The sequence below is a fragment of the Singulisphaera acidiphila DSM 18658 genome (assembly GCF_000242455.2).
In the GTDB taxonomy this organism is placed as follows: domain Bacteria; phylum Planctomycetota; class Planctomycetia; order Isosphaerales; family Isosphaeraceae; genus Singulisphaera; species Singulisphaera acidiphila.
Window position 1 is genome coordinate 1170768 of sequence record NC_019892.1, and the last position, 19912, is coordinate 1190679.

General features: G+C 63.8%; 13 protein-coding genes. 5 read left to right on the forward strand and 8 right to left on the reverse strand.

Going from position 1 to position 19912, the window contains the following annotated elements:
- Window positions 1-11: 11 nt before the first annotated feature.
- The 8 genes from SINAC_RS04570 to SINAC_RS04605 all read right to left on the reverse strand — a co-directional run bounded on the left by SINAC_RS04570 (window position 12) and on the right by SINAC_RS04605 (window position 11499).
- A complete protein-coding gene (locus SINAC_RS04570) occupies window positions 12-950 on the reverse strand; it encodes an MBL fold metallo-hydrolase (RefSeq protein WP_015244514.1) in 939 nt (312 codons plus the stop codon).
- A 207-nt stretch (window positions 951-1157) separates the two neighbouring features.
- On the reverse strand, window positions 1158-2690 hold the full coding sequence (locus tag SINAC_RS04575; RefSeq protein WP_015244515.1) for a DUF1559 domain-containing protein: 1533 nt from the start codon (window positions 2688-2690) through the stop codon (window positions 1158-1160).
- 39 nt (window positions 2691-2729) lie between these two features.
- Window positions 2730-4211 (reverse strand): hypothetical protein, encoded by a 1482-nt coding sequence (locus tag SINAC_RS04580; RefSeq protein ID WP_015244516.1) that lies wholly within the window; start codon window positions 4209-4211, stop codon window positions 2730-2732.
- Window positions 4208-4744 carry a hypothetical protein gene (locus SINAC_RS04585; RefSeq protein ID WP_015244517.1) on the reverse strand — a complete coding sequence of 179 codons (537 nt, stop codon included), beginning with the start codon at window positions 4742-4744 and terminating at the stop codon, window positions 4208-4210. The genes SINAC_RS04580 and SINAC_RS04585 overlap by 4 nt, the downstream gene beginning before the upstream one ends.
- Entirely contained in the window at window positions 4705-5229 is a 525-nt protein-coding gene (locus tag SINAC_RS04590; protein WP_020465885.1) for an RNA polymerase sigma factor, read from the reverse strand. The genes SINAC_RS04585 and SINAC_RS04590 overlap by 40 nt, the downstream gene beginning before the upstream one ends.
- Before the next feature lie 306 nt (window positions 5230-5535).
- The gene (locus SINAC_RS04595) at window positions 5536-6855 is read right to left on the reverse strand and encodes a DUF1552 domain-containing protein (protein WP_015244519.1); all 1320 of its coding nucleotides are present in this window, start codon (window positions 6853-6855) and stop codon (window positions 5536-5538) included.
- 90 nt (window positions 6856-6945) lie between these two features.
- On the reverse strand, window positions 6946-9282 hold the full coding sequence (locus SINAC_RS04600; RefSeq protein WP_015244520.1) for a DUF1592 domain-containing protein: 2337 nt from the start codon (window positions 9280-9282) through the stop codon (window positions 6946-6948).
- A gap of 387 nt (window positions 9283-9669) precedes the next feature.
- A complete protein-coding gene (locus SINAC_RS04605; protein WP_015244521.1) occupies window positions 9670-11499 on the reverse strand; it encodes a M20/M25/M40 family metallo-hydrolase in 1830 nt (609 codons plus the stop codon).
- A gap of 218 nt (window positions 11500-11717) precedes the next feature.
- Here SINAC_RS04605 and SINAC_RS04610 point away from each other — a divergent pair, with 218 nt between their 5' ends.
- The 5 genes from SINAC_RS04610 to gnd all read left to right on the forward strand — a co-directional run bounded on the left by SINAC_RS04610 (window position 11718) and on the right by gnd (window position 19766).
- Window positions 11718-13127 carry a sulfatase gene (locus SINAC_RS04610; protein ID WP_015244523.1) on the forward strand — a complete coding sequence of 470 codons (1410 nt, stop codon included), beginning with the start codon at window positions 11718-11720 and terminating at the stop codon, window positions 13125-13127.
- Window positions 13128-13562: 435 nt separating this feature from the next.
- Entirely contained in the window at window positions 13563-15185 is a 1623-nt protein-coding gene (locus SINAC_RS04615) for a hypothetical protein (RefSeq protein ID WP_015244524.1), read from the forward strand.
- 265 nt (window positions 15186-15450) lie between these two features.
- Window positions 15451-16698: a 3-dehydroquinate synthase gene (locus SINAC_RS04620; protein WP_015244525.1), complete on the forward strand. Its 1248-nt coding sequence runs from the start codon at window positions 15451-15453 to the stop codon at window positions 16696-16698.
- Window positions 16699-17038: 340 nt separating this feature from the next.
- A complete protein-coding gene (gene pgi / locus SINAC_RS04625; RefSeq protein ID WP_015244526.1) occupies window positions 17039-18679 on the forward strand; it encodes a glucose-6-phosphate isomerase in 1641 nt (546 codons plus the stop codon).
- Window positions 18680-18746: 67 nt separating this feature from the next.
- Entirely contained in the window at window positions 18747-19766 is a 1020-nt protein-coding gene (gene gnd, locus SINAC_RS04630) for a phosphogluconate dehydrogenase (NAD(+)-dependent, decarboxylating) (protein ID WP_015244527.1), read from the forward strand.
- Window positions 19767-19912 lie beyond the last annotated feature (146 nt).

Sequence of the window (19912 nt, forward strand, 5' to 3'; positions counted from 1 at the left end):
CCTCGTTGCTTTCAGCTCTGGATTGCCTTCAGGTAGCGGTCGGCGGAACGGCGGACGACCGCTTTGCCGCCTGTTGTGATGACTCCTTTGCCACGAACGACGAAGGCGCCGTAGATTCGGTCGTAGGCGAGCGGTTCGAGGCATTCGACGACATGGCGGATCGCAGACGCATTCAAGGGGATGAAGTTGGGGTAGCTGTACATGAAACTGACCTGCTTCGGGTCCATGCAGATCTGCGGCTGGTCGCCTGCCATCAAGGCGCCGAGGCCGCCGGCCCCGGCGGGCCAATGGAGGACCTGATACCCCTCGAAATGGCCGCCGGTGCGGACCAGGTCGAATAAGCCGCCGCGAAGCTTGAGCGCCTCGCCTTTCCAGAAGCGAATGCAAGGGTCGGGACGCATCACCCAAGAGCGTTCCGCCTCGTGGATGTGGATGGGGACATCGCCGAAGGCACGGCTCCACTCGACCATCGTCGTGTAATAATGGGGATGGGAAATCGCGATCTCGGCGATCCCGCCCAGTTCCTTGATCCGTGCGATCGTCGCGTCGTCAATGAGCGAGACGCAATCCCAGAGGACGTTTCCTTGCGGGGTCTGGATCAGGAAGGCACGCTGGCCGATGCTGAACTTCGGCACGGTGTTGATTGAGTAGAGATGTTCTTCTTCTTGCTTGATCGTGTTCTTGTGCGTTGATTGAATCTGGTCGAGGGTTTTCCACTCCTGGCCGTCGGGGTTCACGTACTGCCGCTCGTCTTCGCAGACGGGGCAGCGTTCGGGGGGCCTGGAGGATTCGGTGAACTGGGAGCCGCAGGTCACGCACACGTAAGGGACGGCTTCCGGGGAATCGGCCGCCGTGGCGTTGGCTGGGCGCGTTGAGGCCAGCGAGGTCAGGGCCGCCGCCGTGACGGTTGTATTCCGCAGGAATGCTCTTCGGGTTGGATCCGATCCCATGGCGGTTGCGCCTCGTGCTTTGCGTGAGTGATGGATTGGACCGCTTGGGGGGGCGAATCCTCCGCCCTTTTGGGATGGAGGATTCGGTTCGACCGAGAGATGTCACGATCAGGGGCCTTTCCCGGAGCGGTCGACTCTGCCCCTATTATCGCTTCGGGAAAGGGCCAGGCAAGGGGAGAACGACGTTTGGATGGGTTGGCGTTGCGCTTACAGGTCGTCCGATGAGATGACTTCACTCCCGTTACGGCTCAAGAGCTTCAGGATGACATGGGGGGCGAGCGTGTCGCGGAGGAATCGGACCGAACCGTCGGCGAATCCGAAGCTCGTGCCGTTCGGGTGATGGCCGAAGAGGCCCTTGGTCGTGAACGGTGTGGGAACTTCCCAGTCGTCCGGTTTGGTCCAGGTCACGGCGGCGTCGTCGTTGGCGTCAATGACGAGGATGGTGTTCGAGGTGCCGTCGGTGATCTCCTGGATCTTGACCCCCGTCGCGCCTGGGAAAATTGTGGAGGGGCCACGAGGCGTGAGATACGACGTCTTGCCTTCCTTCGCGAGTTTCCCACTGCTGCTGGGGCAGGTGTATACGGTTGGCATCCGAGAGATCAGGGCCTTGTTGTGCGGGCTGTCCCAGGGTTCGTCGAGCTTGAATTGGTCGTAGAGTGACTTCTGTTCGAGATAGGGCAGGATGTGGACGCGCCAGCTCAGGAGGGGCTTGTCGTCCTTGCTTGTGCTGTAGGCGGGCGGGAATGAATTATAAGTCGCGTGATAGTTGTGCATCGCCAGGCCGATCTGCTTCAGGTTGTTGACGCACTGGGAACGGCGGGCCGCCTCGCGTACCTTGCGGATCGGCACGGCGATCAGCGCGGCTGTTTTCTCCAGGTCGGCCTCGAGGATGATCCGATCCCCTTGGATCTGGGGCGTGGTCTGGCCGAGCGTTTTGATCACCTCGGTCAATCCGGGGTCGGCCTGAGCGTTCTGGGCGAGGAGTTTGAATCCGTCCTGAGCGATCTTCCGAAGCGACTTGGCCGCGTCGGCGTCCTGTGCCTGCACGATGGCGTGGAAGGCTGGCTTGGGATCAGACGCGATCGCGAGCGAGGCCCAGCGGAGGCCACGGGAGAGCGCTGTGATCGGGGCCCCGCCGAGTTCGGGCGGGAGATTTGGCATGCTCTCTTCGATCGCCCGGCGCTGCGTGGTGCTTGGCACGATGGCGATCTGGACCACAGCGTTGCCTCCGGCCGTGAGAGCGGTCGCGATGTCGGGGCGAGCCTCGGGTTTGGCTTCGCGAATTCGGGTCAGGGCGGCGGCAGGGCCGGCGACCAGGGCACCTCGGATCGTCTCGCTGTTTGGCCAGCGGCCCGGTGTTCGCGGTCCGCCTTTCGCGAGAACTTTTGCCACTGCGCGGCCATCGGTTGCGTCGCTCAGTGGCACCACCAGGATTGGTACGCCTGGGAGGTCGGACGGGTCGACCAGCAGGAATAGGTCTTTGGTTCCGGCCTTCCGCAGGGCATCGACCCAGTCGCTGATCGTTTTTGTGTGCAGGCTGATATCCTCTTCGTCGGCCAAGGTGCCGGCCACACTACGGACAAAGCTCTGGACGTTCAGCCTGGCAAGGTCAAAGTGGGCGACCGCGGCCACCTCGTCACCGAGGAAAGGGGCGATGGCGGCGGCCTTGGCGGCTCCCTCAGCTTCGGGCGGCGGTGCTCCGATAGCCAGAAGCACAATCAAGGGGGTGGAAAACATCATGGGCGGTTCTCCTCGGGAACGGGAAGAGGGGGCGATCAATCAATGGGCCAGTTTCAGCAGATAATCAATCGTATAGGAGGGATGGTTCGGGCCGCCGGGGGGGACGGGGGCCGTCAGGGTGGCCGTGTCGCCATGAACCTGGTAGACGAAGGACTGGCCTGTCGCGGGATCGCGTGGCACAGGGGCGTCGGTGATCTCTTCGAGGCTTGCGGGGAGCTTACCTGGATGGGCGTAAACGTACAGCCGGATCGCTTCGACACATTCGAGTGCGTTGAACTGTCGATCGATCCTGATTGCGGCGATGCGGGCCGAGTTGAGGGCCGGGGCGAGCATCTGGAACATCGTGAGCATCGGGTTGGCGAGCTTGTCCTCCATGGAGTGTGAGATCACCTGGTCGGCCCGGCCGAACGACTGCCAGTAGGGAAGATTCATCCACTTATAACTTTCGTCCCGGAGCCTCCTGTATTCTTGAAAACTATAGAGCGAGGCGGCCTGCACGACGGGCATCGCCTCAACCTCCGCTTCGGGGCGCCCCTCCGCAATCAAGGCCTGCTTGGCCTTGGGATAGATTTTGGCAGCCATTGCGGCGATGCCGAGCTGGCGCGCTGAGCTGGAGATGTTATTGGCGCCGGAGCTCGGCCCGCCCGATACGAAGCTGAAGAGCTTGCTCTGCAACTCGCTGGTGAACCGTTGCGCCTGGTCGAGGCTCCAGACCCCCCGATCGAGCTGGTTCAGCTCGGGTAATTCCCTTTCGAGGATGTAGCGTTCGCCCTCCAGGGCCGGCCTCAGGTCGATGAAGGGCTGGGGTCGGTCGGCCAGGGCCCAGAACAAGCTGGGGGTGCCCGGCGCCTGGATCAAGTCGATGAGGCTGCCGGTCATCACCGCGTCGATCGCGACGCCGACCAACGCCTGGATCGCGAACGGTCCTTGGCTGACCTGCCGTCCCATGACCAGGCCAACCTGGATCCAATGCATCGCCTCGTCGGTCTTGCCGTCGACGATTTCCAGGCGGGCCCGGACCTTCACCAGTCTTGCCAGGGAGCGCATTTCCTGGATCTCGGGGAGCAAGAGACTGATGCCTTCCTTGCGCAGGTCAAATTCCCAGTCGCAGGTCGAGCGGATCGCCCCGAGTTCGATCTCGTTCAGGACCCGTTGGAACGGCTCGAGTCCTTTCCTTGCCTCGTCGCGTGGGAACTCATCGAGCGGGACGGTCCCCCAGCGGGAGATCCGCTCGTCGATCGACTCGGAGGGCATTCCCGGTTCCTTCTTCGGGGCATCGGCTGACCGCGCCCGGGTATCGAGCACCATCTGGATGGCGCGGTGGTAGAAGATCGCGGCGTTGCCCGGCACGAGCGTGCGGCTCTCGGGCACAAGCCGGTACTTCAGGGCAGGCCGTGGCGCGGCGGCCGGCCACAGGGTGATTACGGTCGGAGGAGGGGCGGGAGGCGATTGAGCCGGGGCTGGGGCAGCCAGCGGTCCCATGGCCGAAGCCAGGGCAAGCAGAGCGAATGTTCGTCTCACGAGGGGGCTCCAGGTTCGAGGGTTTTCAGGAGTTCTTCTTGCCACAGTTGACGCGTGAGGGGGGGCAACGGCTTGTTGCTATCGGCGTTTGCTCGGGGCGACGGCGGAGTGGGAAGGCCGTCGAGTCCGTAGCGGAATACTTGCGAGTTCAGCCGCTCGTAGGCGGTCGGCCCGAACGAAGGAGAGTCTCCGAAGCCGCGGAACGCAGACGCTTGGGCGACGATCGGCTCGGTGGTGGGGGTGTCGCCAACGACCGGCTGCTCCCGGTCCCGGACGACGATCACCTTCTCGATGATCTGCGGAGCGGGCCGGTGCGCGAGCATGGCCGCCTCCCCCAGGGCGATCAGCCCGGTGCCGGCGGCGACCGCAATCCAGAGCCGCTTGCCAATCGGGGTAGGCCGAGCCGAGACCTGCCCGGCGCGAAACATCAGGCGATCGCGATCGAGGCGGCTGCGCGACGGTGTCAGCGCGCCGAGGGCATTTTCGATCGCGTTCAACCCGGGATCGACCGCGTTGTGCTCGTCGTACGACATGGGATCCCCAGCCGTTCTCGCAGGGCTGTCAGGCCCGCGTGATAGAGGCGGTGAGCCGAGCTCGCCGAGGTTCCGGCAAGGTCGGCGATCTGTTCGAAGGATAAGGCCCCCCAGAGATGGGCCACGATGACTTCACGCTGCGCGATGGGCAACGCCGCAAGCGCCGACTGAGCGAGCTCGGGATCCACGGCGGTCGCTCTCCGACCCAACGCCAACGGATCGGCCTCGAACCAAGCGGGACCCTTGGCCGCGGCCTCCGCTTCGTGCCGTTTCCGGCGATAGCTGGCGATTTTGGCGTTGATCGCGCCGTTGCGGACCGTCCGGAACAGCCAGGCATCGAGCGAGAGAAGCGGCTTACGCTGAGATGCCAGCTTCATGAACGCTTCCTGGACGACATCCTCGGGCGTATCGCACCACTGGCGAGCGTAAAGCTCCAGCGGTCCGGCCAAACGATCGATCAAGCGTCCGAGCTGTGCTGAATCCATTGTGATGGGACCCACCCGCCGCACTGGTCACTCTATGAAGTATGACAACAGTCGGATTGCTCGGTCCCAGAATTTTTTCGGTATCCCCTGGTGGACTCCGTAGGGATTTGCCGTAACTAGTTTAAAGGAAAGGGGGTTGGGGAAACCGGCGGGGATTTGAAATTGCAGGCTGGAGCAGACCGGAGAGAGAGCCTCGCTCGCCAGAAAGGTAAGCAGGGAGCGTCAACTCCCTGCTTCTCTGATCTGGCTCCAAGTGGTCATGGCTCGACGCGGAAGTCAGGGAGCGTACCTCCCCTGGCTTTTCGCTCAGGTCAAGTCGTGCAGCACCCCGTCATTGCAGAAGTTCGGGTTGCCGAACTTGTCGATCCGATGGCCCATGCCGTGGGCCAACGCCATCAGGAGCCGGTTGTGGGGCACCTTCTTGTACTGGAGCGATCGGCCCATCCGGAAGTCGAGACCGTTGCCGACGAGTACGAACGGGATGTTGTCGAGGGTATGCGAATTCCCCTTGCCCAGCTCGTTGGTCCAGACGATGAGCGTGTTGTCGAGCAGGCTCCCCTGCCCGCCCGGCTCGGGCGTGTCGGCGAGCCGTTTCGCGAGATAGACCAGTTGTTCGCAATACCAGGTGTTGATCCGTGTCAGCTTTTCCTGGGCGCTGGTGTTGCTGTCCGGCTCGTGCGAGAGCTCGTGGTGCCCCTCGTCCACCTTCAGCCAGCGCATTTTCGCCCCGCCCACCGAGTTGGTGTATTGCAGGGTGGCCACGCGGGCAAAGTCGGATGCGAAACTGTTGACCATCAGGTCGATCTGCATCTTGCTGATCCGAGGGATCTCGTCGTTCTCTTCCTTGACCCCCGGCTCGAGCTCGGGGACCGCGTGGCCGAGATCCTCGTTCTTGCTCGACTTGAGCTCGTTCTCCATCTCGCGGACGAAGGTCGCGTGCTCCTCGAGCAGGTGCCGGTCCTCGGCACTGACAACCGAGCGGACCTTGCCCAGATCGTCGCCGAGCGCGTCGAGGATGCTCTTGAGGCTCTCGCGATCCTTCATTTGTCCGTACAGCTTGGCGAACATCTGGTACGGGTCGTCGATCGGCGTGACGGGCTTGTTCGGGCCGGTGTAGACCATCCGGGTCCATGTGTCCGCGCGGTCGGGCACCATGACACCGAACTCGAGCGAGCCGAACCGGGTCCGCGAGTCGGGCGTCTTTTGGAGATGATTCTTGATCTCTTGATCGATCGAAATCCCGCTCGACCAGCCGGCCGGGGTGTCCGACCCCCCTTGGATATTGCCGGGGAACAACTCGGTTCCCGTCAGGAGGCAGCCGATTCCGCGCATGTGGCTGTCGCCGTCGCCGCGAACCTTGTCGCAGACGCCGCGAAGGATCAGGGTCTGCTTGCGGAATGCTTCCAGGGGGGCCATGCTCTCCTTGAAGGTGAACGACTCACCCGCGTCGTCGGGCCAGAACGTCGAGGGGACGACGCCGTTCGGACTGAAGAGAATGACCAGCCGTTGCTTGCGCTTCGCTTGGTTCGCGAAGCCGAGGCTCGGTAAATTCAGGATGAACGGGAGGGACGCTGCGCCAATGCCGAGGTCGCGAATGAACTCGCGTCGTGTCGATCTCTGGGCCACGTCATTTCTCCTGAAGAAAGCCAGCGAAACGAATCCGGGCTGATGGGATGACGAATCGAGCAAGAACAGAAATCCGGCTACACTTTCCGACTACGGTTTGGTGTGTCGCGGGGTCAAGGCGGTGTCGGCCACGACCTTGACAACAAGCTTGCGGATATTGAAATTCCCTTCGGCAAACGATGTCCGCAGGTCTTCGAGCTCATGCGACCCGAATGCGCGGACCGGTTGTTTGACGATGTGGTGGAAGAGCTGTTCGATGAAGGCGTTGTGCGTCTCCGGGCTGCTGGCCAGGAAGGTCGCCAGGTCGCGGGCACCGGCGAATTTGACCAGTTCCCCGGTGCGCGTTTGGTACGCCCCCGTTGCGTCGATCGACCGCCCGTTCTCTTCGCGGCGGAACCGGCCGACGGCGTCGAACGGCTCCAGGGTGAATCCGAGCGGGTTGATCATCGCATGGCAGGCCTGGCACGACTCGGGGCTGGTTTGCAGGGCCACCCGTTCGCGGGTGCTCAACTGGGGATGAAGGTCGGGCGAGAGCGGCGGGAAAGCCTCGGGCGGCGGCCGTAGAGACAGGCCGAGGACGCTCCGAGCAAGGAATACGCCCCGATGGATCGGCGAGCTCGTCGCCGTGTAGGCGAAACTCGTCATCAAGTAGGGGTGGGTCAAGACGCCCGCCCGCTCGCGCGGTTCCGGAGTAACCTTCTGGAAGGGGGCGTCGGTCGGAAGGTCGGCGCCGTAGAACTGGGCCAGCCGGCCGTTGAGGTAGAGCGAGTCGGTGAGCAGGAGCTGGCGGAAGTCGGAGGACTCGCTCCAGACCAGGTCTTCCAGGAGCAGGTCGAGCGAGGTTCGCAGGTCCGAGGCCATGGCCTGGTCGAATTCGGCGAATTGCTTGGGATCCTTCGCCAGGTCGGGGATCTGCTCGACCTTCAGCCACTGAAAGAAGAAGTCGCGGAGCTTCGCGCGGCATCGCGGGTCGGCGACCATGCGTTCCGCCTGGCGGGCCACCTGGTCGGCGGTTTTGAGCTGGCCGTCCGCAGCGGCTTGCAGGAGCGGCTTGTCGGGGAGCGAGTCCCAGAGGCCGAACGCGATTCGGGAGGCCGCGTCATAGGCGTCCCCCTCCCCTCCCACCTCACGGTAAAGGAATCGGGGCGACTTGAGGGTGAGCAGTACGACCCGTTTGACGGCCGTATCGAAGTCGCGGACATCCTTGAACTGGCGCTCGACGTAGAGCTCGCGCTGGTCGTCCGTCAGCGGGCGGCGAAAGGCGCGCTCCGTGAATCGAAGGCAGAATGCGCGGAGGCGAGGCTCTCGGTCCGGGTCGTTCTCTCTGACCCCGGTCAACGCGCGAAGACGGGCCACGACATAGTCGGCAACCTCGATCGCGGCGTCGGTGGTGGCCTGCTCCCACTCCTTGGAGACCGACGACCCGCGCTCGTAGCCGACGCTGCGGTCGTCGGGCGGAAACGGGCTCGCCAGGACGAACGACTCGGGGAGCACGCTGGGAGAGAGGTTGTGCTCGGGAATGACCTCGGCGACGCGATGCGGCAGGGCCCATTCGAGGGCGATCGACGCCGGCTTTTCTTCCGCCTTCTTGTCGTCCTTCTTGACCCCTTGGGTGGCCGCTTTGAAGTACTCGAGCCGCAACGGATAGGCGCGCCCGGCCAGCAGGCGGATCGAACCGCGGTATTCGGTGTCGCTGCCCGACTTGACGTAGGCGTCGATCAGCGGCTGCTGTTTGAGGTCGTTGACCCACAACCGAAAGCTGTTCTCAGTCTTGACGATAAATTCATACTCCCCCGTCTCGGGAGCGAGGACCGACCCCTGCCAGCGGATCGAGAATTCCTTGGGGTCGATCTTTTCGGGGTCGGGGCTCGACTTGGCGAATTGGAACCGGACGACGGGATCGACCCGGCTGATGACCCCGTCGTTGTGGATCTGCTTCGACTTGAAGTAGTCCCCCTGCAAACCACGGCGATCGCCGCCCCACTGGCCGGGCTCGCGGAAACCCCCAAGGAGGTCGGCCACCGCGTTGCGGTATTGCCGCACGGTGAGGTGGGCAAGCTCGATCCGGGGTGGCTTGGCTCGGGCTTGGGCTGTCTTCGAATAGAAGGCTTCGTGAATGTAGGCCGCGACCTTCTCGGCATCCTCCCCCACGCACGATCCAGGGTCGTCCTCGGGCATCGACTTGGCGATGTAGCTGGCGAGCCGGGGCAAGGTCCGATCCCCAACCAGCGGATGCGGATAATCTTGGGGCGTCCCCTCCCCCTTCGCCCCGTGACACGACGCACACTGGCGCAGGTAGATCTGTTCGCCGCTGTTGCTCTCTTCGGCCGCCGTGGCCATACGCGGGGCTAGCACGATCGCCAGCAGCCAGGCGAGAGCGAGACCGAAACGAGGGAATGGGATCACCAAGGGCTGGGGGGGCCGCATCGAATGGCTTTCCATGACGGAGGCTGGATTCTCCTCGGGAGCCAAAGGCAGCGGAGCCGGGTCTGCCTATATCAGAGGCAGGAGCGACCACCGACCGTTTGACATGATCCACCGGAATCCGGCGGCAGCGAACGCGGAGGAATCGAGGAACCAAAGAAAGAAAACCGTTGAGCGGTCAGACGATCCGACGCTTCTCCTCGACGAGGCGCATACGCCGGCCGTCGATGCAACAATGATTTTACCTTTCTCGGATCTGTGGGACAAGGCGATGAATTTCTCTCGGGGATTTCCGTGGAATCGGCTTGGGGGAAGAGGGGCAACAAGGCGCTCGTCTTCCCCTATGTTTTTGCGATTTTCTTCTGAAGCAGGCGGGCCGTGCCCAGTGCGTTAAGGGGACGAGGTGCCGGCACCTGCTGTTGATGATGAGGGAGTGGGAGCCGCGTCACGGCCGGGGTTCGTGGCGAGTGTGGGTGACTCTCGCTTGGGCTTCGGTTTGCGCGGGAGTTTTTCGTCCTGCATGGCGGTATTGTAGACGAACGCGGCCATGATGACCGAGGCCTGCTTCATGTCGTCGGCCTGGATGCGGTCGAACACGTCCTGGTTCGAGTGGTGGGTTCGGGTCGAATATTCGACGGGGTCTTGGATGAACTGGAAGCCGGGCAAGCCGAGGCTGTCGAACGCGAGGTGGTCGGTGCCCCCGGTATTGGCGGGGGAGAGGGTTGCGGCTCCCATCTCTCGGAAGGGCTGGAGCCACTTGCGGAAGATCGGCCGCACCGCCTCGTTGCCTTGGAGGTAGACCCCTCGGATTTTCCCCGTCCCGTTGTCGAGGTTGAAGTAGCCCGAGAACGAGTCGAACTCAGGGTTCGGTACTGAGTCGGCCTCGGACTTTTTGTCCTTGTCCTTATTTTTCTCGATCTCCGAACCGCCGGAGCGACCGAATCCGGCGGGGTTGTCGCCATTGCTGAAGTGCTTGGAGGCATAGGCCTGCGAGCCTCGGAGCCCCTGCTCTTCGCCGGTCCAGAGGGCGATCCGGACGGTCCTACGCGGTTGCAGGTTGAGGGTTTTGAGGATGCGAACGGCCTCCATGGCCACCGCGACGCCGGCCGCGTTGTCGGTGGCGCCGGTGGCGCTGTGCCATGAGTCGAGGTGGCCGCCGAGCATGACGACCTCATGTTTCAGGTCGGTGCCGGGGAACTCGGCGATCGTGTTGTATCCCATCAGGTCGTCATCATGAAACTGGACGGACAGGTCGACGGCCATCTTGAGTGACTCACCTTGGCCGATCATGCGGACCAAGCGGTTGTAGTGTTCGGTAGCGAGGACGACCTGAGGGACGGTCCGAGGCGAGTCCTTGTCCCACGCGGTGGGCCGCCTGGCGTTGGAGCCGGGCGTGGGCGAAGTCGCGGGGCCGGGCACACTGGCCCCGGCGACGAACAGGGTGCCGCCGTCCCCGATCGGGCTGGGCTCGACCGCCAGCGCGGCGGCTTCGTCGATGAGGAACTGGAACTTTTTCCGCTCGAACGTGGGGGCCTCGCGGCGGCGTTCACTCCGCCCGCTGCTGGGCTCGTTGGCATTGGCCAACGTGAGCAACTCGCTGTCCGACAGCCGGGTCGCGAGCGGCTCGACCTGGGCGTCGAGGCTGCGGGCCGGCCTGGTTAGTACGATCGCTCCCTTGAGCTTTCCCTTGAATTTGGTGAGGTCGGCTTCCGACTTGGCGTCGAGGAAGACGACCGGGGCGAGGAGCGGGCCTTCGAGGCTGGGCGACCACGCCTTGGGGTAGCCGATCAACGGAATCGCGTGGGGCTCGACGACCTGGGCTGAGAACCGCTGGAGCGACCAACCGCGTCCGAAGGGCCCCCACGGCTCGAGGTGAGCGTTTTCCAGGCCCCAGCCGGAGAGTTTGTCCCGGGTCCACTCATTCGCACGCGTCAGCCCCGGCGAACCGGTGAGCCTGGGACCGATCACGTCGGTCAGGTAGCTCAAGGTCGCCATGACCTGCGACCGCTTCAGCCCTTCCTCTTTGATCCGCTCGATGGGATCGCTCGCGGCTTTGGCCGTTTCTTTCTTCGTCTCGATCCTCTTGATGACGTCCTTGGCGGTCGGCTGGTTCCCGCCGGGCGAGGATGGCTGCTGCGCCTGGAGCGAGAGCAAGGGCAGGAGCACGACGAGGCAGGTCGCCGGAAGCAGCAGGACGAGGGTCTTGGGAGGCCTGGGCATGGTTGCTGAACTCCGCGAGGCGAGGGATCAAGCAAGTTTGAGATTCGCGGGCGGATATCACTCGCGGGACTCGATCTTAGGCCCGTGTCGAGCACCGCTCCAGGGGGCGGCGGGCCGTTTGAGGGCGATCGGGTGGCGGAGGATCCGCGCACCGATTAGCATCATCGCACTCGTTTCGCCTGCTTGCCAGAGATTCTAGCGAATGGGGAGAGGTCAGGATGAGCCGCAGCATCGTTCGAGAGCTGGTGGCCTTGCTGTTGCTCAGCGCGATGGCCCAGGCGCCGCGGCCTGTTTGGGCGGCGGACCGGAAGCCGAACATCGTGTTTATCCTCGCCGACGATCTCGGTTTTACCGACGTCGCTTGCTACGGGAGTCGCTATTACGAGACTCCGCACATTGATAAATTGGCTGCCCAAGGCCTGAAGTTCACCGACGGCTACACGTGTGGTCCCAACTGCCAGCCGACGCGAGCCGCCTTGATGAGCGGTCAGTACGGGCCGCGAACCGGTATTTATACCGTCGGCTCGATTGATCGATTCGACTGGAAGAGCCGTCCGCTTCGGCCGGTCGACAATGCCCAGGGGTTGCCGTTGGGGAAGGTGACGATCGCCCAGACGCTTCAGGCGGCGGGGTATGCCACGGGGATGTTCGGCAAGTGGCATCTCGGTCAGCAAGGGGACTATCACCCCAGGCGCAGGGGCTTTGACGAAGCGATCGTCTCGATGGGCCAGCACTTCGACTTCACGACCGCCCCCGAGGTGACCTACCCGGCCGGTACCTACCTCGCCGATTTCCTGACCGACAAGGCGGTCGACTTCATCACGCGCCACAAAGACGAGCCATTCTTCCTCTACCTCCCTCACTTCGGTGTGCATTCGCCTTATCAGGCGAAGAAAGACCTGGTCAAGAAGTTTGCGGAAAAGGCGGCGGCCGGAGGGCATCATGACCCCACATACGCCGCCATGCTCGCCAGCGTCGATGAGAGCGTCGGCCGCGTGGTCAAGACGCTTGATGAACTCGGACTCTCCGACGACACGCTGGTCATCTTCTCGAGCGATAACGGCGGGGTCGGCGGCTATGAACGAGAAGGTATTGGCAAGGCGGGTGCCGTGACCGACAACGCCCCGTTGCGTGGGGGCAAGGGCATGCTCTATGAGGGGGGGATCCGGGCCCCCTACCTCTTTCGCTGGCCGGGCAAGATCCCCGCAGGCACCGTCTGCGATCGCGCGATCAACAGCGTGGACCTCTACCCCACCCTGGTCGAACTGGCCGAAGGGAAGGCGCCCGAGAGTGATCCCCTCGATGGGACCAGCTACCTCCGCCTCTTGACCAGCGGCGGCCAGGAACCTTGGGAGCGTGAAGATCTCTACTGGCACTTCCCCGGCTACCTTGGCGCGGGCAAGGGAAGCTGGCGAACCACCCCCGTCGGCGCGATCCGGTCGGGCGACTGGAAACTCGTCGAGTTCTTCGAAACCGGCAAACTTGAACTCTATAACATACGAAACGATGCGGGCGAAACGTCTGATCTGGCTTCAGCCATGCCTGATCGCGTGAAGGAGCTTCACGCCAGGATGCTCGCATGGCGCAAGCGGATTCATGCTCCCATGCCGACATCGAATCAAAAGTAGGCCGTGGTCTTTCCGAGCCGGGATCTCAGGGAAGGCCCAATGAGTTCGCGTTCATGAGTGGCCCGTGCGTTTCGTAGGGTAGGCTTCAGCTCAGGGGTGTTCTCACGGACGTTCCCGGAGTAATGGTCTTGGTCCGCGAACGAATGGTTTGATTGTGATGATGGGAGAGCTTGCCTGTTCTCCACGGATGACCTTGAGAGCCCACTTTTTTTCTTTTTCAGAGAGTACTGAATATCTTCCGGTCGGCCGGCGTCCAAGACCGGTTGATCGCGACCTCCCTCTCGCGTTCCTCCGGCTCTCGCCTTTTTCCTTTCGTAAGCCTGAGCCGGATCCGATCGAGCACGTTGATTCGCTTCCTCTTGATTTTCACGAAAAATTGTCCGGATATTCACTCTCCGACGTGCTCAGGTGAGCACCAGAAAGGTTTTCCCCCTCATGCGACTCGCTCTTTTTGCGCCCGGGCGTTTGGCGGCCCTGGCTGCGGGGTTCTGTCTGTCGGTCTCGGCGACGCAAAGTGTCGCGGTTGAACCCGCGGCCAAGGCCGAGGATCAGACGAGTTCCCCCGAAACCAAGCCCGTCAGCCTCTTCGATGCGGTGCGACAGGGCGATGTTTCCGTCGATGCTGAAGGCAGCGGCGACGGCCGGATGACCTTGTCGCTCACGAACAAGACCAAGCGTCCGCTCCGGGTCGTCCTTCCCCCCGGTCTGATCGCCTCAGGGGCTACCGGCCAATTCGGTGGCATGGGCGGCATGGGCGGTGGTGGTATGGGCGGTGGCATGGGTGGCGGTATGGGCGGTGGTATGGGAGGTATGGGCGGTGGTATGGGAGGTATGGGCGGCGGTGGCATGGGTGGTGGTATGGGCGGTGGTATGGGAGGCGGCGGCGGTGGCATGATGGGCGGCGGAACGATGCCCGCCTCGATGGGGATGATGATGCTGGGCCGGCTGATCATGTCCCTGGTCGGCGAGCGGGATAGCTGGGATCAGCAGTCCCTCATGTCCGGCATGATGGGTGGTATGGGCGGCGGCATGGGTGGTATGGGCGGTGGCATGGGTGGTATGGGCGGCGGCATGGGTGGTATGGGCGGCGGCATGCGTTCCGTTCCTCCCACCGGCCTCCCCTTCGCCGCGCTCAATCCCAAGCAGACCCGGCACCTGCCCACGCGCTTGGTCAGGCTGTCGGACCCGAACGCGGATCAGTCGATGACGATGCCGGCCAAGGGGGAGAAGCTCCGCCTCGGCGAGATCAGCCAGTTGACCGATGATGTCCGGGTCCAGGGGGCGATGAAGCGATTGGCCGAGGACAAGGCACCTCAGGCCGTCGCCCAGTTGGTCATGTTGCACGTGGCGTCCGGCCGCGATTGGGCCGCGATCGAGGGAATGTCGAAGTCTTGGGCCAACACCCATGAGCTGACCCTGGCCCGCACCTTCGTCGACGGCTTGGGGGCGCTTCCCGCCGAGGAGACGGGGGTCTTGCAGTACGAGATCGTGGCCAAGGGGACAGCCGGAGAGTCGGCGGCTCAGGAACTCAGAGACGCGCTCAAAGAGAAGACGGTCCTGGGCCTGAAGGGGGTCTCGGGCGTTCCTGCGGAGCCGAAGGGCCCGGCGTTGGCCTGCAAGGTTCAGGTCAATGGAGACGAGGCCACCGTGCAGGTAGCAACCAGCGACGGTCCGGCTCGCTCTTGGGCGGCGGCGGGCAAGTTCACGCTGCCGCTCTCGCGAACCAAGACGGGTGAGCTGAACGTGGCGGCAGTGACCGACGGTCTGGCCGAGGGGATCCTCGACCGGATGGTTCGGGCCCAGCTCTCGCCCGGCCCGCGCTCGAAGGGGAAGCCGACCTACAAGATCAAGATCGAGAACGCCTCGCCGCTGATCCTGAACGGAATCGCGGTGCTGGGTAAGGGGAGCGATACCGACGCCGACTCCTCCAAGGTCCTCGCCGGGATCAGCATCTCGCCCCAGCGGAGCATGACGTTGCCCGCGACTGACGAGATGGTCAAGTCGCTCGGCCTGAAGAAGGGGATCCGCGTGATCGCGGCCGACCTGAGCGGCCTTTGAGTTTGAGATGGAGCGGAGGTTGATCCGCTCTTTTTTTCTGAATGGAAGTCGAATTGACCGGCCACCGGCCCACGCGGTAACGCGAGGGCCGGTGGCCGTTTCTTTTGACGTGGGGCCTTTCTCCGGGGCTCGGTTCTGGGGTCTCGACCGGGGCGTGACGCGCCTGTATACTTTGAGAACCATCAGTACCCACCCGCGCGTCGCGGCCAGTTAACGACCCAAGGCCCGACGAGCTCCCGCCACCTACCCGGGAAGTCTTGCCGCGATGGATTACGAAATCGAGCCGGTTCGCACTGAGGTCTCTTTCTCCCCCTCTTTCATCCATCGGCTCCATTTCACCGACGACGTGCTCGGCGCTGATCAAGGGGTGCTGGCCGACGTGCTCGAGCCGTCCGGCGACCGGCCTGCCCGGGTCCAGTTCTGGCTCGACGATCACGTGGCGAATGCCCAGCCCGAGTTGCGGCACCGGCTCCGTGACTTTGCCGCTGCCCATGCCGACCGGATCACACTGGCCGGCAACGTGCAGGTCGTCGAAGGGGGCGAGGCGGTCAAGAACGACATCCACATCCTCGAGCGAATGCTCAAGGTCTTCAACGCCGCCGGGCTGGACCGGCGGAGTTACGTGGTGGTGGTCGGCGGCGGCGCGGTTCTGGACGCGGTCGGCTTCGCCGCCGCAATCGCACACCGTGGCTTGCGGCTGGTTCGTTTACCAACCACCACGCTCGCCCAAGGCGATTCGGGCGTGGGGGTCAAGAACGCGGTCAACCTGTTCGGCAAGAAGAACTGGCTCGGCAGTTTCGCGGTCCCCTGGGCCGTCATCAACGACACTGCGCTGCTCGCGACACTGCCCGATCGCGACTTTGTCTGCGGCTTCTCCGAAGCGGTCAAGGTCTCCTTGCTCAAGGATCCGGGGATGTTCGCGGAGTTGTGCGCGACGGCGGCTCGGATTCGCCAGCGCGACCTGACTGCGGCCTTGCCCGCCATCCGCGCATCGGCGGAGTGGCATCGTCGGCACATCACCCGAGGAGGCGACCCGTTTGAGTCGCGCGAGGCGAGGCCGCTCGACTTCGGCCACTGGTCGGCCCACCGCCTGGAGGCGATGACCGACTTCCAGGTGCGGCACGGCGAGGCCGTCGCGATTGGTGTGGCGCTCGACACCGTCTATTCGTCGCTGGCGCTCGGGCTGCCGTCCGAGGTGGCCGATCGAGTGCTCCGCTGCCTGGCTGACCTGGGCCTGCCCTTGGGACACCCTGCCCTTCGCGAGGGGGAGGCCCTGTTCGAAGGGTTGGAAGAGTTCCGCCAGCACCTGGGGGGACGGCTGACCCTGACGATGCTCCGTGGTGTCGGCGACCCGGTCGACGTCCATGAGGTGGATGAAGCCTTGATGCGCCAGGCGCTTCGGCGGCTCGAACGCCTCGATCCGGCCGCCTGGACTCGCCAGGTCGGGTCGACGCCCGAGCCTCGCCCGGAAACCGAGTCGACGGCCGGCGAGCCGGGTCTTTCCTGGCTTTGATGCCGGTTCGCCTCCCCCTGCCCTCCCCTCCTCAATCTTCCTGGACCCAAGTCGCGTTGCGACCGGGCGTCTGGGGACCGTGTTCGGTCCCCAGACCTCTGCCGTCTTCGAAATGACGCGTCCTTGAGGGCTTCGCATCCTCCTGCGCCAGGCCCCGGTTGACCGCGGCCCCTTGGCGCGATTATGTAGTCATGGAATAACGCGGAATTCGTGGGCGGAACGGATCTGTCTCGGAAAAAGGACGCCGGTCAACCGTCCTCCGTCCACTTTTGCATCCGGATCGCTCGCCCGTCCCCGACGAAAAAAAAGAAGTAGGCCGACGGCGATTGGAGACTGACTGATGACGACAGCAGGCGTGCCAGCGACTCGGCTCCCGGTCTGGAGAGCGCTCGAAGCCCACTATCAGCAGGTCCGCGGCCTGCATTTGAGCCAGTTGTTTGCCGACGATCCTGGGCGGGGCGAACGGCTCTCTCTCGAGGCGGTGGGACTCTACCTCGACTATTCGAAGAACCGGGTCACCGACGAGACGCTCACGCTCCTGCTCCGGTTGGCTCAAGAGGCCCGGCTCGCCGAGCGTATCGAGGCGATGTTCCAAGGCGAAAAGATCAACGTCACCGAGCAACGCGCAGTGCTTCACGTTGCCCTTCGCGCTCCGCAGGGGGAGTCGATCCACCTCGATGGCAAGGACGTCGTGCCCGAGGTTCATGCCGTGCTCGACCGCATGGCCGAATTCTCCCAGCGGGTCCGCAGCGGAGTCTGGAGGGGGGCGACGGGGAAGCGGATCAAGAACGTCGTCAACATCGGGATCGGCGGTTCCGACCTCGGGCCGGTCATGGCCTACGAGGCGCTCAAGCACTACAGCGATCGCTCCTTGACCCTCCGGTTCGTCTCCAATGTCGATGGGACCGACTTCGCCGAGGCCACGAGCGACCTCGACCCGGCCGAGACGCTCTTTATTGTCGCCTCAAAGACATTCACAACTCTGGAGACGATGACCAACGCCCAGACGGCCCGCGCCTGGTCTTTGGCCGTGCTCCGCGACGAGGAGGCGATCGCCAAGCACTTTGTCGCGGTCTCCACCAACGCCAAGGCGGTCGAAGCGTTCGGCATCGACACCGCAAACATGTTCGGCTTCTGGGACTGGGTCGGCGGCCGTTACTCGATGGAGTCGGCGATCGGCCTGTCGACGATGATCGCGATCGGCCCCGACAACTTTCGCGCGATGCTCGCCGGCTCCCACGCGATGGATGAGCACTTCCGCACGACTCCATTCGAGCGCAACCTGCCGGTTCTGCTCGGCCTGCTCGGGATCTGGTATACCGACTTCTTCGGAGCGGAGACGGTTGCCGTCCTCCCTTACGACCAGTATTTGAAGCGGTTCCCCGCCTATCTTCAGCAGTTGACGATGGAGAGCAACGGCAAGCACGTCACGCTTGAGGGGGCGACGGTGGACTATGCCACCGGCCCTGTCTACTGGGGTGAGCCCGGGACCAACGGCCAGCACTCGTTCTACCAGCTCATTCACCAGGGGACGCGCCTGATCCCGTGCGACCTGATTGGGTTCTGCCAGTCCCTCAACCCCCTGGGAGAACATCACGACATCTTGATGTCGAATGTTTTCGCACAGGCCGAAGCCTTGGCTTTCGGGAAGACGGCCGAACAGGTCAAGGCCGAAGGGACGCCGGATTGGCTCGTGCCGCACCGCACCTTTGAGGGGAACCGGCCCACGAACGTGATCCTGGCCGATCGGCTGACCCCCGAAATTCTGGGGAGCTTGATCACGCTCTACGAGCACATGGTGTTCGCCCAGGGGGTGATCTGGGACATCGACTCGTTCGACCAGTGGGGGGTCGAGCTTGGCAAGGTGCTGGCCATGCGGATCATTCCGGAGCTAGCGAGTGAAACGGAGCCCGCGCTCGCTCACGACAGCTCGACCAACCACTTGATCCGCCGCTACCGGCGACTCAAAGGGACTTCGTAGCCGCTCTTGGTGGTCCGTGACGAAGCGAGAGGCGTACCGAACCGAACCGAAGCCAAAGGAGAGGTCGATGCAGCTCGGAATGATCGGACTGGGTCGGATGGGGTCGAACATGGTCCGCCGGCTCATTACCGGCGGCCACCATTGCGTGGCCTTCGACGTTTTCCCCGACGCCGTGGCGGCGGTCGTCAAGGAAGGGGCGACGGGCACGGCTTCGCTCCCTGAGTTCGTCAAGACGTTGGACCAGCCGCGCGTGGTCTGGCTGATGGTCCCCGCCGCGGTCGTTGACAAGACCCTTCAGGAGCTCGTGCCGCTCCTGGAAGCGGGAGACATCGTGATCGATGGCGGCAACTCCTACTACATTGACGACATCCGCCGCGCCGGTGAGCTGAAAGCCGAGGGTTTGCACTACGTCGACGTCGGCACCAGCGGCGGAGTCTGGGGCTTGGAGCGGGGCTACTGCATGATGATCGGTGGCGAATCGCCGGTCGTGTCCCACCTCGATCCGATTTTCCGGACGCTGGCCCCGCCGATCGACTCGGTGCCGAGCACTCCGGGACGCGAGGCGCTGGGGGGGACCGCCGAGCACGGCTATCTCCACTGCGGGCCTAGCGGCGCGGGGCATTTCGTCAAGATGGTCCACAACGGGATCGAGTACGGGATCATGGCCGCCTATGCCGAGGGCATGGCGATTCTGAATCATGCGAATATCGGCAAACGCCATCATGAAGTCGATGCCGAGACGACCCCCCTGCGCAATCCTGAGCACTATCAATACGACATCAATGTCCGCGACGTGGCCGAGGTCTGGCGGCGGGGGAGCGTGATCTCCTCATGGCTGCTCGACCTGACGGCGTCCGCCCTGCTCAAGGATCCGGCCCTCGCGAAGTTCTCAGGGCGGGTGTCGGACTCCGGCGAGGGGCGATGGACCGTCAAGGCCGCCATCGACGAGGCCGTGCCGGCCCCCGTCTTGACCACCGCGCTCTTCGAGCGATTCTACTCGCGGGGCGAGTCCGACTTCGCCGATAAGCTGCTCTCGGCCTTACGCTACGAGTTCGGTGGTCATGTTGAGAAACCGGCGGGCTCATGATTTGAAGCGAGTGAGGAACAGAGCGCTCCCTTGCCTCTGTTTCAGGCTGCTCGAAACGAACGGCGCAGCGAACCGATCGGCGTTGCGATCCGTACGACCCTTACCGGGGGAAATCTCGAGGCTGGCATTGGGGCCGCGCATGGGAT

Excerpts from the sequence above, each read along its gene's own strand:
- pgi (WP_015244526.1), top strand. The coding sequence starts at position 17,039 with ATGACGACAGCAGGCGTGCCAGCGACTCGGCTCCCGGTCTGGAGAGCG.
- SINAC_RS04590 (WP_020465885.1), bottom strand. The coding sequence starts at position 5,229 with ATGGATTCAGCACAGCTCGGACGCTTGATCGATCGTTTGGCCGGACCG.
- gnd (WP_015244527.1), top strand. The coding sequence starts at position 18,747 with ATGCAGCTCGGAATGATCGGACTGGGTCGGATGGGGTCGAACATGGTC.
- SINAC_RS04585 (WP_015244517.1), bottom strand. The coding sequence starts at position 4,744 with ATGTCGTACGACGAGCACAACGCGGTCGATCCCGGGTTGAACGCGATC.
- SINAC_RS04615 (WP_015244524.1), top strand. The coding sequence starts at position 13,563 with ATGCGACTCGCTCTTTTTGCGCCCGGGCGTTTGGCGGCCCTGGCTGCG.
- SINAC_RS04610 (WP_015244523.1), top strand. The coding sequence starts at position 11,718 with ATGAGCCGCAGCATCGTTCGAGAGCTGGTGGCCTTGCTGTTGCTCAGC.
- SINAC_RS04600 (WP_015244520.1), bottom strand. The coding sequence starts at position 9,282 with ATGCGGCCCCCCCAGCCCTTGGTGATCCCATTCCCTCGTTTCGGTCTC.
- SINAC_RS04620 (WP_015244525.1), top strand. The coding sequence starts at position 15,451 with ATGGATTACGAAATCGAGCCGGTTCGCACTGAGGTCTCTTTCTCCCCC.
- SINAC_RS04570 (WP_015244514.1), bottom strand. The coding sequence starts at position 950 with ATGGGATCGGATCCAACCCGAAGAGCATTCCTGCGGAATACAACCGTC.
- SINAC_RS04575 (WP_015244515.1), bottom strand. The coding sequence starts at position 2,690 with ATGATGTTTTCCACCCCCTTGATTGTGCTTCTGGCTATCGGAGCACCG.
- SINAC_RS04605 (WP_015244521.1), bottom strand. The coding sequence starts at position 11,499 with ATGCCCAGGCCTCCCAAGACCCTCGTCCTGCTGCTTCCGGCGACCTGC.